Raw genomic sequence first — 12,421 nt, 5'->3', positions numbered from 1 at the left:
TAGCCCGTCTTCAAGAGGCCTTATCTTTTCCCTCTTCCATACCTGCACCATCATTGCTGACCAGCAGTTGCTGAACAGGCAGTGCAAAGCCCTTGCCTTTGCTATTGACGGCATCCATCATGGTAATGAGGAGTCCTTCCTTGATTTCCAGGTGTTCGTTAAAGTCTCTGGTCAGGATGTATGAAAACACCTCGACTTTCAGGGCATCTGCCGTAATCTCGGTGAGGCGAACGCGTGCACTGGTTTTCTCTATTTTAGGATGCGCGGAGAGTGTTTCCCGCAGGGAGCGTAACACGGCCTGTATCTGAGGCGGCGTGGTGTCATAGCGTAGTCGTAGGGTAGGGCTGAACAGGAAGCGGTCGCGGTGGGCGAAGTTCTCGATCTTCTGCGAAGAAAAGTCCCCGTTCGGAATCGTGACTATGGTGCGCTCGGTGGTGCGCAGCCTAGTGGAACGCATGCCGATCTGCTCTACCGTGCCGCTCGTGTCACCTACTTTGCAAAAATCGCCCACCCGGATGGGCTGGTCGGCAATAAGCGTAACGCTTCCGACAAAGTTCTCCACCGTTTTCTGGGCACCCAGCGCCAGCGCGATACCGCCAATACCCAGTGCGGCCAAACCTGTGGTCACGTCAAAGCCCAGGGTGCTGAGAATGAAAATAACACCGAACACCACCAAGGCGATCTTGGCTCCGCGCTGCAGGAAAAGCACAATGGAGATGCCCCCCATGTTGTGGCGTTCCACCAGGCGTCGCTTACTGAAACTGGTGATGACATCCACCAGGCGCCAAAGCAACAGCAATACCGCTATCAGGCCGATAATGATGGTCAACTCACTGAAGCGTTGTCGCAGCACGAACGAAATGCCCAGTCGCTGGCTCAGGTATACCAACAGGAGAGCGGCCAGGTATAGCCGCACCGGCAATGAGAAGGCGCTGATAAAACCATACGTCGGCTCGTTGCGGGTTCTGCGCCAGATGTAGCCGATCACAAAAATCAACCCCGAAGTGATGCCCCATGCAAGCAGATAGGAGACAATTCCTATCAGCAGTAACCCCAGCCAATGGCCTGTCGGTGCACCTCCCCAGCGGTTTTCCTCCAGAAAGCCGGGCAATGTTTTCTCGACCACGGTTTCGGCGGGGGCTGCTTCCTGCAGGGGCACTTGTTTCAGGGTTTCAGCCGCTATCAGCCAGATAGGCCCCCCCGCTGGTCCTTCTGTTTTCTCGAGCAGGATGTCAACGTTCTGCTCGTCTACGGTAGCAGTACCGACCCGCTCCAGGTTTTGGGGCAGGTTGTCGTCGAGGTCGCCCTCAGGGAGATTGCTGATCCAGGAACGGGGGATGGTTTTGCTACGCTGGTCCAGCATACGTTGCAGCGCCTGTGCCATCGCGGCGCCGTCCTGTATGGTGTCGGTGGGCGATACCAGGTTCAGGTAGAAGGCAGCCCTTGTATAGTCTCCGTCGGCCACTGCCTTGATAAAACCCGAGACGGTGCCCCGCGGCGTGCGTCTGCCCAGGGAGTCTTCGGGCCAGGTGGGCGCCGCAGCAACCGCCGTGTCTTGCTCCGTCACTTCCTGCGCGCTCGTCACAGCAGGCAGGGCACAAAGCAGTAAAACTGCCAGCCAGAACAGGTATGGAATTTTACTGTGCTTTATGGAGTTAAGGAGACTGATTGGGACAGGGGACATGGTGCGTGGCGTGTTGGAGCTCTTTAAAACGGTCTGGCAAACAACTTCTGGCAGACAAAATTCTGTTACATCCTGCAATAACGGCTGTGTTTGAACCGGGTTGTACGAAATATGTTCAGAAACCTGGACTGCCCGTAGCACCCAAATCTGAAAAAATAATATTTAAGGCCATGAAATTTGGTTTTGGTACAAGAACAGCTAACTTTAATACTGCTATTTCGTGTGTTGGCACCACGTTATCAAAATTGACTATTTTTTAACTTCTCATAACATTAATCCTACTTATTCACGCGTAGTATGAACAAAACAACGTCTACTCTACTTTGCCTGGGCCTGGCCTTTATTTCTTTTTCCTGTGAAAAGGAAGTGGATGAGATTGGGCTGGCATCCGGCAGCACCCTGCAGTCCACCGCTGTTAAAAACCAGAGCGCCTCGGAGCTTGTACCCCTGAAGCCAATGGACGGCCTGGTGCCGATTCATGAAAATCTGCGCAGCACCTTGATGAGTAATTTGGTGGAGCCTTCTGAGTGCGGTCCTACTGCCTTATACGAAGTTCAAAACAGTTATTTCGCACCCCTGGCAAATGATCTGATTGGCTTGTTCGGACCGCAGGCTCAATCAATTTATAGCACTTATCTTGCATTAGGTCAGTATGCTGCGATATTCGACGAGTCCGCACAGTACTTCGGGGCAAATGGTGAGTACACTGACCTGGTGAACAAGCGCAAGCGGGAGCTGGAGAAATTCTGGGACATGCCAAACCAGATACCAGTACATGGCCAACATACGGCTACACTGAATAACAGAGAACGGCTTGCCGATGTGTACGAGCTGATTGGCGTTGGCATTACATCCAGGGAACAAGCCTATGCTGTTGCAGACCAGATCCTGTACTTCAACACATTCTCAGATCAATTGCCGGAGTCTCCTTTCTTTGCTGCAGATGGTTTCGCAACAACTTACAACAACCTGATCGTGATCGGGGATGGTCTGGTGCAAATGATTTCTGAAACAGGTGTAGAGCAGGATATCGTATGGACAGGTATACTGGCGCACGAGTGGGCGCATCAGATTCAGTTTAAGAACAACACTGCCTGGTATCCGGCGGGCACTTTCGCCAGTCAGCCAGAGGCTACGCGTTACAAAGAACTGGAAGCCGACTTCCTGGCTGCCTACTACATGACGCACAAGCGCGGCGCTACTTATAACAGCAAGCGAGTGGCGCAGTTCTACGAGCTGTTTTTTGAGATAGGAGACTGTGGTTTCGAAAGTGCAGGCCACCACGGCACACCAATCCAGCGTATGGCGGCAGCTGAGCTGGGTTTCCGTCTAGCTGCTGATGCCCAGAAACAGGGTCATATCCTGACTGCGGAGCAGGCGCACGCTTATTTCGTAGCGAACTTCAATGGTCTGTTAGTGCAAAACTAGTCCTTAGCTCCCTTCACCCAAAAGCAGGTATAGCCGTTCGCGCTATACCTGCTTTTTAGTTTTCAAGCGATCAGGGAGATGATGAAAAGCTATACCTATACCTTATACCTTCACCACTTTCCAGGTGCCGCGCCGGAAAAGCCACCAGCTGACCAAGGCATGGAACGAGTGGCAAAAAGCAATGGCGAGGAAAATACCGGTTGTCCCGAAGCCAAGTGTTTTGGCCAGCAGATAGGCCAGCGGGATCTCGATCAGCCAAAGCACCACGATGTTGATGAGGGACGGCGTGCGGGTGTCGCCGGCCCCGTTGAAAGCCTGCACCATCACCATGCCCAACCCGAAAAAGACGTAGCCCAGCGTAATGATCTGCAACGCCTCAGAGGCCACCGCGATCACGGCTTTGTCTGTTGCGAAAAAAGCGGCCAGGTATTCGCCGAAAAAAAGAAACAGGAGCGTGACGGCCGCCATAAAGATCACGTTATACCTTGCCGTCAGCCATACTGCCAGCTCAGCCCGTCTCACTTTCTGCGCGCCCAGGTTTTGGCCTACCAGCGTGGCCGCCGCCGAGGACAGTCCCCAGGCCGGTAGCAGGGCAAACACGATCAGGCGAAAAGCAATGGTATAGCCGGCCAAGGCGCTGCTGCCAAACTCCGCGATGATGCGGGTCAGGAAGATCCAGCTGGCGGAGTCGATCAGGTACTGGCCCATGCCGCCCGACGAGACCGCCAGGATGCGCCGGATCATTGCCAGACTAACGACCAGATTGTCGCGCCCGACTTTTAGCAGATGCTTTCCGTTGAGGAGGTGATAGAACTGGTAGACGACGCCTATGCTGCGCCCGAGGGTGGTGGCCCAGGCCGCGCCCTCCAGCCCCAGGCCCTCGAAGCTGCCGATACCGAAGATCAGGAGCGGGTCCAGGACGATGTTGGCGCCGTTGGCAAGCCAGAGCGCCCGCATGGCCAGGTGCGGCTGACCGGCTCCCCGGAAAATCCCGTTGATCAGGAATAGCATAATGATGACCAGGTTGCCGGCAAAGATGATCTGCGCATAGCGGAGTCCGGTTTCGAGCAGGGCGGCATCGGCTCCCATCAGCGTGAGAATGTCGGCTGCAAACCAGGTAGCCAGGATACCCATGAGCAAAGCCAGGACGGCGCCCGTGATCAGGAGCTGGTAAGTGACATTGCCTGCTTCGTGGTAGTCCTTCTCTCCGATGCGGCGCGCGACCAAAGCCGTAGCCGCAATGCTCACACCCATGCCCACCGAGTAGATCACCATCAGCACTGTTTCAGTGAGGCCCACCGTAGCCAGGGCATTTGGCCCCAACTTGCCGACAAAGAAAATATCGACGACGGCAAAGAGCGACTCCATGATCATTTCCAGGATCATCGGCACTGCCAGCAGCACAATACTCGTCCGGATGCCCAGGGTCGTAAAGTCCTGCTCTCTGCCCCTTACGGCAGACCAGACGAGCTGCAAAAAGTCTTTCAGGTTGTTCATCTGCGGCGTTCAGGTATAGCAGGGGTACGGGAGAAGGAAGGGGAGGGGTTTAGGTATAGCGCAAGGCAGGTACAGAATCATGCACAGGTATAGGTATAGCCGCCCCTTGACCACGCGGCTTGCGCAGCACCCGCGAGCGTTTCAACCCAACTGCTCCGGCTATACCTATACTTGCTTAGGAAAGGCCGATCTGTTAAACGCTCGCGGGTCTGGAAGACACCGCGAGGTCTGGGGGCCTTGCCTACACGCTAGCTATAGCCTATCGCAATGCTTTGAAATATACCTTGAAAGTGGAGCCTTCCCCTAAGGTGCTTTCCAACTGTATCTCTCCACCCATCTGCTCCACCATGCCTTTCACAATAAACAGCCCAACACCAGTGCCCGGCACCTCGCTGTGCAGTCGGGTATAGCGCTCGAAAATCGAGTATTTTTTATCTTCCGCTATACCTAAGCCGTTGTCGCGCACGGTGAGTAGGATGTAGTCGCCGGACTTTTCCGTGCGGATGGAGATGACAGGTGCTTTGCCCGGCTTCTGGTACTTAATAGCGTTGTTGAGCAGGTTGTAGACGATGCTCCGGACATTCTTTCGGGAAAAGCTGATCTCTGGCTCCTCAATTTGCGTGTGGATTTCAGCGTTGGTCTCTGCAATCCTGTCCCGGAGGGCGAGCTTGGCGTCTTCGATGATGTTCTCGAAATTCACCCGCTCCGGTGCCTGCGCGAAGCCTGTGTCGCTTGCCTGAATGTCAGCCAGGTCCTCTACTGTCTGGCGCAGGTTGGCTACGGACTCGCTTAGCATGTCTTTTATCCGCTGGCTGTCTGCCTCGTCCTCCGGCGCTTCCTGCATCAGCCTGATCAGTCCCTCTATGTTAGAAAGCGGGCCTTTGATGTCGTGCGAGATGGAGTGGATGATGTTCTCATAGTTTCTGTTCAGGCTCTCGTAGCCTTTCAGAATCTGGATGCGGTCGTCGATGTCGATGAAGGTGACGATGACGCCATTGGTCTTGTTTTCCTTCCGCACGATGTAGGGCAGGATGTTCATCTGGTACCATCGCTTGTCAGAGGTCTGGATCTCTTTTTCCAGGTCCTTGCTGCTTTCGATCACTTCGGTTATGTTCTCGATGAAGGTTGGGAATCGGATGTTGCTGGATACTTCCACGATGTGCTTCCCGATATCGTCATCCGTCAGCTTGAAGTGCCGCATGGCGGGGGGCGTGAACTTACGCAGGATCATGTTGGCATCTACAAACAGCTGCGGGATGATCGTGTTGTTGAAATAGTTTTCAAGTTCATCGTTTAATTCGATCAGTTTGTTGTGCGCTTTCCTGTTATAGGTGTGATCCATGATTTTTTGTCTAACTACCTGCCTTTTCCTTACATGTCAGCTTTTTAAGATCGGCAAAGCCTAAAAAAGCAGCTAAATGAAAATGACTATACGAAGGAAAATGAAAACGTTTGGACCAGGGCCTCTAAAATTACATTTGTCGCCCCTTATCTCACGAACAAGTCTCCCGTAAACCGGCAAAGGCACGCTCCCTGAATTTCCTAAATCCAAGTCAGGCCGCTCCACGTTAAAGTGTTCGATTATCAGGTATAGACTTATACTATCAGACCCGCATTAGAAAACAATTATTATGAAATGGCAAGGCAGAAGAAAAAGCACCAATATAGAAGACCGTAGAGGTCAGTCAGCAGGCGGTTTCGGCGGAGGCAGGGGCATCAGTCCCATGCTGCTTATCCCTTTGTTCAAACTCCTTTTCTCTAAAGTAGGACTCGTCATCGTGGGGGTTCTGCTGCTGATCATGTTTTTGACGGGAACCAATCCGCTCGCGCTCTTGCAACAATTTGTGGGTGGCGACGCGCAATACGCGCAGTCAACCGACTACCAGCCGACTCCGGAAGAGCAGGCGCTGGCCGACCAAACGGCCGTGGTGCTGGCAGATACTGAGGATGTCTGGAACACCATGATACAGGGGTACAGAGAACCCACGCTGGTGCTGTTTTCGGATCAGGTAAACTCGGCCTGCGGACTTGCCTCCGCCGCTACCGGACCCTTTTACTGCCCGGGCGACGAAAAACTCTACATTGACCTGAGCTTTTTCAGCGAAATGGATCGCAAGCTGGGTGCGGAGGGAGATTTTGCGCAGGCTTATGTGGTGGGCCACGAAGTGGGGCACCACATCCAGAAACTCACCGGCACCATGGACCAGGTAAATGCCATGCGGGGCCAGCTCTCCCAGACGGAGTTCAATCAACTAATGGTACGTGTCGAGCTGCAGGCTGATTTCTATGCCGGCGTATGGGCGCACCACACCCAGAAAGCAAAAGGAATTATGGAGCCCGGCGACCTGGAGGAGGCTCTGAATGCGGCCAGCGCCATCGGCGATGACCGGCTGCAGAAGCAGGCCACCGGAAGGGTGGTGCCAGACTCCTTCACCCACGGCACCTCCGCTCAGCGCGTCCGCTGGTTCAAAAAAGGTTTCGATACAGGCGATGTCAATCAGGGCGATACCTTTAACGCTACTGAGTTGTAACACCACAGCACAACAGGTATAGCTCGATGGTAAAAAGCAAAAGCCTCTCAGGAAATGGAGAGGCTTTTTAAGTTTTAGCTGACACGTTTAGCGGAAGCGCTGTTCGCACAGATTATTTCACCAGGTTGTTGTACAGGCTGTTGATGACTTCTGCCAGTGCCAGATTGTATTCATTCACTTCAGGGGCGCTGGTGCCGTTGGTGATCACCACAAACCCGAACTGCTCTTTGGGCTGAAAGAACATGGCGCTATAAAGACCGTAGGCATTGCCGGTGTGGCCTACCAGGGACTTGCCCGGAATCAGGTTCTTCTCAGTTTTCAGCGCCAGGCCGTAGCCATTGTCAGCGATCTTCGACTGCATCTGCTTCGCGCTCTTCTTCGAGATGATCCGGGTACCTTTGTACTCACCTTTGTTCAGGTGCATGGTCATGTATTTTGCCAGATCGGCAGCCGACATCTTCATGCCGCCGGTAGGCGAGAAAATGGGCGTGCTGTAGCCCATTCTATAATTTCTGATTTCCTGCCGGCGTGGGTTGTAGGCTGAGGGAGAAGGCGAGAAAATGCTGGAGTCAGCATTGTATTCGTACAGAGTGACAAAGCGGCCGGCGTCCAAAGAGTCAACGTTATAGCCACCGTACAGTCCCAGCGGATCCAGGATGCGGTGCCTGATGGCCTGGTCGAAGCGCTCGCCGGTTAGTTTCTCCAGGATAGTTCCGGCCATGTTGAAACTCAGGTTGCAGTACTCATACTGTGTGCCCGGTTCATAGTCGTTGTAGCAGGCCGCCCAGTTCGGGTTTTTGGCGGGGTCAATGGTGTCGAGGGTAAAATAGCCCTGGCTGTCGTTGATGCTGGATGTGTGCGAAAGCATCATGCGCAGCGTAATGACTTTATTAGGATACTTCGGATTCCGCACCTGAAAGCCGACCAGCTTGCTCACATCATCGTTCAACGAGATCTTGCCCTCCTCAACTAATTGCATCAGGGCGGTGGCCGTAAAGGACTTGGAGATAGAGGCGATCCTGAAAATGTCGCTGTTGGAGAGCGGCGTCTGGTTTTCAACATCCTTCAGACCAAAGGATTTGTTATAGACAATCTCCCCTTTTTTGACCACGACAACCGCCAGCCCAACCATGTTGTGCTGCTGCATGAGGGCCTGCAGGTCTGCTTCCGTTTTGGTATTTTGTGCATGGCTGGGTAGGGTGAGGGCCATAAGCGTCAGTGATGTGAGGGTGGCTTTCTTCCAGAGTTTTTTAAGCATGGTCGTCAGGGGATGTTTTTTGAGAAGCCTAAGATAAGCATCAATCCCAGAATTCCGTTAACTGCCTGCTTTGTCTGCTGGAGCTTTTTTTTGCGTGCCGGGATTTGACGAGGCTGCAAGTTCGCTGCAAAGCCTTACCCTTTTAAAAATAGTTTTGAACAAAGGTGCTGCCTGTTGGTTTTCTCCCTGTTAATCAACCAATTAAAATAATACGTATGAAAAAACTAAGCATTTTATTCCTGTCGGCCCTGTTCCTCTATGGCTGCAACACCAACGAACAAGCCACCGAAAGCGAGGAAGGCGTGACAACGGACACTGAAATGGCCACCGCCGATGAGACCATGACCACTGACGATGCCATGACGGCAGGTTCGAAGGACATTGTTGCCCTCGCTTCTGAAACACCATCGCTCTCCACGCTGGTGCAGGCCCTGCAGGCAGCTGACCTGGAGGGCGCTTTGCAAGGCGCCGGTCCCTATACCGTTTTTGCTCCTACAAACGAAGCGTTTGCTGCCTTACCGGCCGGAACTCTGGAGAACCTGCTGAAGCCTGAGAACAAGCAGCAACTTGTCGATATTCTGACCTACCACGTGGTGGAAGGAAACGTAAAATCAACCGATCTGTCGAACGGCATGTCTGCCAAAACCCTGAACGGCGCTGACCTGAAGGTGATGCTCAACGGCAGCAGCGTGAAGATCAACGATGCCACCGTGACCATGCCGGATGTGGCAGCTTCTAACGGTGTGGTGCACGTGATCGACAAAGTGATGCTGCCGCCAAGCATGTAAGCAGCAGATTTTGCAGTATAGAAACGGGCAGGTGCTTTCCCATAGGGCGCCTGCCCTTTTTTTGTGTCACGGTTTATACTTATACCTATTCTAGCCCCATCTTCTGTACCTTCTTTACCTGCCCTTACCTGAATCCGGCTGCCTTACATTCTATACCTGGCGTTCCTTTAAATTTTTGCTCCGGTCTATCGGAAAGCTTCGTGACTTCCGGTACCTTGAGCAGCAACTCTAGTCTGGTGGCAAGAGTATGTAGACAGAACTGTGAACTTAGAAATATACAAGGTATGGAGTACAGAAGATTTGGCCGCACAGGCTGGCAAGTGAGTGAAGTGAGTTACGGCATGTGGGGGATGGCCGGCTGGACCGGTTCGGATGACCAGCAGTCGGACCGCTCGTTGGACCTGGCCGTGGAAGGCGGCTGCAACTTTTTCGATACCGCCTGGGGCTACGGCAAAGGCAAAAGCGAACAGATTCTCGGCCGCCTACTCAGGCGCCATGCCGATAAACGCCTGTACGTGGCAACCAAGATCCCACCCAAGAATATGAAGTGGCCGTCAAAAGCTAGTTATAAGCTAGAGGATTGTTTTCCTGCCGAACACATCATTTCCTATACCGAGAAAAGCCTGCAGAACCTGGGGGTGGAGACCATCGACCTGCAGCAGTTTCATGTCTGGGAAGACAGCTGGGCCGGGCAGGAGGAATGGCAGCGGGCCGTGGAGAAACTGAAAGCCGATGGCAAGATTCAGCACATGGGCGTGAGCGTGAACCGCTGGGAACCGGACAATGTGCTGCAGACCCTGCGCACCGGCCACATCAGCAGCGTGCAGGTCATCTACAACATTTTCGATCAGGCACCAGAAGACAGCCTTTTCCCGCTTTGTCGCGAACTGGACATCGCCACCATTGCCCGTGTCCCTTTTGACGAAGGAACGCTCACCGGCACGTTCACAACTGAAACCACTTTCCCGGCGGAGGACTGGCGCAGCACCTACTTTGTTCCCGAAAACCTGAAAGCCAGCGTGGAGCACGCCGACCGGTTGAAGCCGATTCTACCTGCCGGCATGACGATGGCGGAGATGGCCCTGCGCTTTATTCTCAGCAACCCGGATGTGAGCACCACCATACCCGGTATGCGCAAAGCACACCACGTGCAGGCCAATCTGCAGGCGAGCGATGGAAAAGGCTTGCCGGCCGAAGTACTGGAGCAGCTTAAGTCGCACCGCTGGGACCGGAAGCCGACGGAGTGGTCGCAGTAGTGCTTACCATTCCCGTTTCTCTTTTCCCTTCAGGTCGAAAACACGCGAAATATTGAAGCCGAAATAGATATCGCCGTCAGACCAGTAGCCGGTGTTCTGGGAGACAAAGAACTTCTCGACCATGCCCTGGGCATTCGTGAAGATCAGCTGGAAAACGTGGCCGCCTGTCTCGATATCAAAGCCAAGGGAAAGACCGTTCCGGAAGTCCTGGCGTGTCTGGTCAGAGAGCAGGTAAAAGTACTCCGCGTTGAAAGAGGTCCGTTTGGTGATCTTGAATCGACCGCCGCCACCTAAGGCATACACATTGTTCTCATCCCGACGGGTTCGCACGAGGTTGTGGTGAACGAGGGTGGGGGACAGCTGGAGCGAGAGACGCTCTGTAAATTTCCTGGCAATGAGTACCTGTTGCGTATAGGCTAAACGGTGTTTGAACTCAAAGTTGTTTTCTTCCTCCGGCCATTTCAGCGAGCGGACGGCTGCACTTGAAAAGAGCGTAAGCGTGACCGGACTACCCCTTTCCATTTGTTGTTGCAGCAGTCTATACTTCAGAAAACCGTCAAAGGTCTTTTCCAGGGAGCTTCTGCCTATACCTATGTCAAGCCGGTCCGTGAGGCCATACTCCAGCCCGAGGCGGATGGTCGCCTGATCGAGTCCGAATAACTCATAAGCGCCGCTGTTTAAGGTGCCAAACCGGTGGGAGATCAGAAAGAGCAGTACGCCGGCACTGTTCGTTTCCACCGTGTGCCCGTTCACCAGGCGCGTGGCCTTAAAGGTACCGGTCACATGGCCGGTCGTAGTGCTGTCGTTGGCCTCCGCTATTTTCATCAATTCGTCCTGCGCCTGCACCAGGGCGGCAGACAGACAGAGCAGCAACACGAGCATCCATTTCTTCATCATGTCAAAGGCTGTTACCAGTTAAGGGGGTATAGATGATGTTCACGGTAATGTCGATCCGCCGGGCGATGTTATTTCGTACAAGCCGCGGTATATGGATGTCGAACTCCTGGGGTGTGATGGAGAAAGTGGATTTGCCGTAGATGCGCCCGCCTTTCACTTCCAGGGTGCCCACGGTGTCGATGGCTTTGTCCCTGCCGTGAATGTTCAGCACCCCATGCACCCGCACCAGGTAGGCTGCTTCCCGGTTGATGTCCACTGCGTCCAGGTTCATTATTTTCCCTTTGAATGTGGCTTTCGGGTACTTGTCCGACTCTACATAGTTTTCGTTGAAATGCGTCTGCATCAGGGACTTACGGAACTGAAACTCCTTCATCGGGACCGAAAAAACCATTTCGCCGGTGCTCACATCCAGTACCGAAACCACTTTGTGGTTATGCGCTTCAATGTCCTCCAGGGGCGCGTCTGAAAAGAACCAGATATGGCCTGTTTTGGTAAAATAACGTGCCTGCGCCAAACCATCGGCAAGGTGAAAATGGAAGAGCGCTATCAGCAGGATGAGGTGTTTCATGGGGAATGTTTAGTTGTTCGGAGCGCCGTTGTCGACCCATTTTTTGATCTTCTCAATATCACAGGCCGAGAGTTTCGCAGCGCCCTGCGGCATGGGAGAGAAACCAGGCGCATGCGAGATGGCACCAATCAGGCGACGGTCGTCTACCTTGACCTTTACACCGGCGTAATTGCTCAACACCACGCCTCCCTCCGCGATGTTGGCGGCATGGCAGGCGTAACAGTTAGCAGCCAGGATGGGTACCACGCTGCCTGAAAAGGTAACTGCGGTATCGCAAAGCTGAGCGGGCTGCTGCGGCGTCAGGTCTTCTTCATTGTCATCGGCACAGGCCGCAGCAGCCAAAAGGAGAATGCCCAGCATTAGTTTGTTCAGAGAGGTATAGGTTCTTGCCATGTCTTGCCTTTTTCTTCCTTTTTGTATTGGTGCCCCCATCACGGAGATTTTTTTCGGATGGTTGCCTCGGGTTGAAATAAAATCGTGCACCTGATTGTCTGAAGTGAGTTGTCACATCAAT

General features: G+C 53.5%; 11 protein-coding genes. 4 read left to right on the top strand and 7 right to left on the bottom strand.

Going from position 1 to position 12,421, the window contains the following annotated elements; translation table 11 throughout:
- Window positions 1-10: 10 nt before the first annotated feature.
- Window positions 11-1,684 carry a mechanosensitive ion channel family protein gene (locus IEV97_RS09650; RefSeq protein ID WP_188501306.1) on the bottom strand — a complete coding sequence of 558 codons (1,674 nt, stop codon included), beginning with the start codon at window positions 1,682-1,684 and terminating at the stop codon, window positions 11-13.
- Between the two features lie 297 nt (window positions 1,685-1,981).
- On the opposite strand from IEV97_RS09650, the gene IEV97_RS09645 reads away from it, so the two are divergent.
- A complete protein-coding gene (locus IEV97_RS09645) occupies window positions 1,982-3,112 on the top strand; it encodes a hypothetical protein (RefSeq protein ID WP_188501305.1) in 1,131 nt (376 codons plus the stop codon).
- A gap of 102 nt (window positions 3,113-3,214) precedes the next feature.
- Here the strand turns inward: IEV97_RS09645 and IEV97_RS09640 are convergent, their stop codons facing one another.
- Window positions 3,215-4,609 (bottom strand): MATE family efflux transporter, encoded by a 1,395-nt coding sequence (locus IEV97_RS09640; protein ID WP_188501304.1) that lies wholly within the window; start codon window positions 4,607-4,609, stop codon window positions 3,215-3,217.
- Window positions 4,610-4,868: 259 nt separating this feature from the next.
- A complete protein-coding gene (locus IEV97_RS09635; RefSeq protein ID WP_188501303.1) occupies window positions 4,869-5,951 on the bottom strand; it encodes a sensor histidine kinase in 1,083 nt (360 codons plus the stop codon).
- A 289-nt stretch (window positions 5,952-6,240) separates the two neighbouring features.
- Between IEV97_RS09635 and ypfJ the strand changes: the two genes are divergently transcribed.
- Window positions 6,241-7,140 carry a KPN_02809 family neutral zinc metallopeptidase gene (gene ypfJ / locus IEV97_RS09630; RefSeq protein WP_188501302.1) on the top strand — a complete coding sequence of 300 codons (900 nt, stop codon included), beginning with the start codon at window positions 6,241-6,243 and terminating at the stop codon, window positions 7,138-7,140.
- 112 nt (window positions 7,141-7,252) lie between these two features.
- Here ypfJ and IEV97_RS09625 read toward each other — a convergent pair whose 3' ends face one another.
- Window positions 7,253-8,398, bottom strand: coding sequence for a serine hydrolase domain-containing protein (locus IEV97_RS09625; RefSeq protein ID WP_188501301.1), 1,146 nt, complete (start codon window positions 8,396-8,398; stop codon window positions 7,253-7,255).
- A gap of 215 nt (window positions 8,399-8,613) precedes the next feature.
- On the opposite strand from IEV97_RS09625, the gene IEV97_RS09620 reads away from it, so the two are divergent.
- Together IEV97_RS09620 and IEV97_RS09615 are read left to right on the top strand one after the other, a co-directional pair.
- Window positions 8,614-9,186 carry a fasciclin domain-containing protein gene (locus IEV97_RS09620; protein ID WP_188501300.1) on the top strand — a complete coding sequence of 191 codons (573 nt, stop codon included), beginning with the start codon at window positions 8,614-8,616 and terminating at the stop codon, window positions 9,184-9,186.
- Between the two features lie 284 nt (window positions 9,187-9,470).
- Window positions 9,471-10,442: an aldo/keto reductase gene (locus tag IEV97_RS09615; RefSeq protein WP_188501299.1), complete on the top strand. Its 972-nt coding sequence runs from the start codon at window positions 9,471-9,473 to the stop codon at window positions 10,440-10,442.
- 3 nt (window positions 10,443-10,445) lie between these two features.
- Here the strand turns inward: IEV97_RS09615 and IEV97_RS09610 are convergent, their stop codons facing one another.
- From IEV97_RS09610 to IEV97_RS09600, 3 genes are read right to left on the bottom strand one after another with little or no spacing between them, the layout of a single operon-like run.
- Window positions 10,446-11,339 carry a DUF5777 family beta-barrel protein gene (locus IEV97_RS09610; protein ID WP_229733881.1) on the bottom strand — a complete coding sequence of 298 codons (894 nt, stop codon included), beginning with the start codon at window positions 11,337-11,339 and terminating at the stop codon, window positions 10,446-10,448.
- Window position 11,340: 1 nt separating this feature from the next.
- Entirely contained in the window at window positions 11,341-11,907 is a 567-nt protein-coding gene (locus IEV97_RS09605; RefSeq protein ID WP_188501298.1) for a YceI family protein, read from the bottom strand.
- Window positions 11,908-11,916: 9 nt separating this feature from the next.
- Window positions 11,917-12,300, bottom strand: coding sequence for a c-type cytochrome (locus tag IEV97_RS09600; protein WP_188501297.1), 384 nt, complete (start codon window positions 12,298-12,300; stop codon window positions 11,917-11,919).
- Window positions 12,301-12,421: the final 121 nt, after the last annotated feature.

Origin of the sequence: Pontibacter amylolyticus, from assembly GCF_014638845.1 — a bacterium.
In the GTDB taxonomy this organism is placed as follows: domain Bacteria; phylum Bacteroidota; class Bacteroidia; order Cytophagales; family Hymenobacteraceae; genus Pontibacter; species Pontibacter amylolyticus.
Note: the sequence above shows the minus strand (reverse complement) of the source record. Positions and strands in the feature narration are given on the sequence as shown.

What these genes read in the sequence shown, in the direction of transcription:
- IEV97_RS09650 (WP_188501306.1), bottom strand. Translation starts at nt 1,684, where the DNA reads ATGTCCCCTGTCCCAATCAGTCTCCTTAACTCCATAAAGCACAGTAAA.
- IEV97_RS09645 (WP_188501305.1), top strand. Translation starts at nt 1,982, where the DNA reads ATGAACAAAACAACGTCTACTCTACTTTGCCTGGGCCTGGCCTTTATT.
- IEV97_RS09640 (WP_188501304.1), bottom strand. Translation starts at nt 4,609, where the DNA reads ATGAACAACCTGAAAGACTTTTTGCAGCTCGTCTGGTCTGCCGTAAGG.
- IEV97_RS09635 (WP_188501303.1), bottom strand. Translation starts at nt 5,951, where the DNA reads ATGGATCACACCTATAACAGGAAAGCGCACAACAAACTGATCGAATTA.
- ypfJ (WP_188501302.1), top strand. Translation starts at nt 6,241, where the DNA reads ATGAAATGGCAAGGCAGAAGAAAAAGCACCAATATAGAAGACCGTAGA.
- IEV97_RS09625 (WP_188501301.1), bottom strand. Translation starts at nt 8,398, where the DNA reads ATGCTTAAAAAACTCTGGAAGAAAGCCACCCTCACATCACTGACGCTT.
- IEV97_RS09620 (WP_188501300.1), top strand. Translation starts at nt 8,614, where the DNA reads ATGAAAAAACTAAGCATTTTATTCCTGTCGGCCCTGTTCCTCTATGGC.
- IEV97_RS09615 (WP_188501299.1), top strand. Translation starts at nt 9,471, where the DNA reads ATGGAGTACAGAAGATTTGGCCGCACAGGCTGGCAAGTGAGTGAAGTG.
- IEV97_RS09610 (WP_229733881.1), bottom strand. Translation starts at nt 11,339, where the DNA reads ATGATGAAGAAATGGATGCTCGTGTTGCTGCTCTGTCTGTCTGCCGCC.
- IEV97_RS09605 (WP_188501298.1), bottom strand. Translation starts at nt 11,907, where the DNA reads ATGAAACACCTCATCCTGCTGATAGCGCTCTTCCATTTTCACCTTGCC.
- IEV97_RS09600 (WP_188501297.1), bottom strand. Translation starts at nt 12,300, where the DNA reads ATGGCAAGAACCTATACCTCTCTGAACAAACTAATGCTGGGCATTCTC.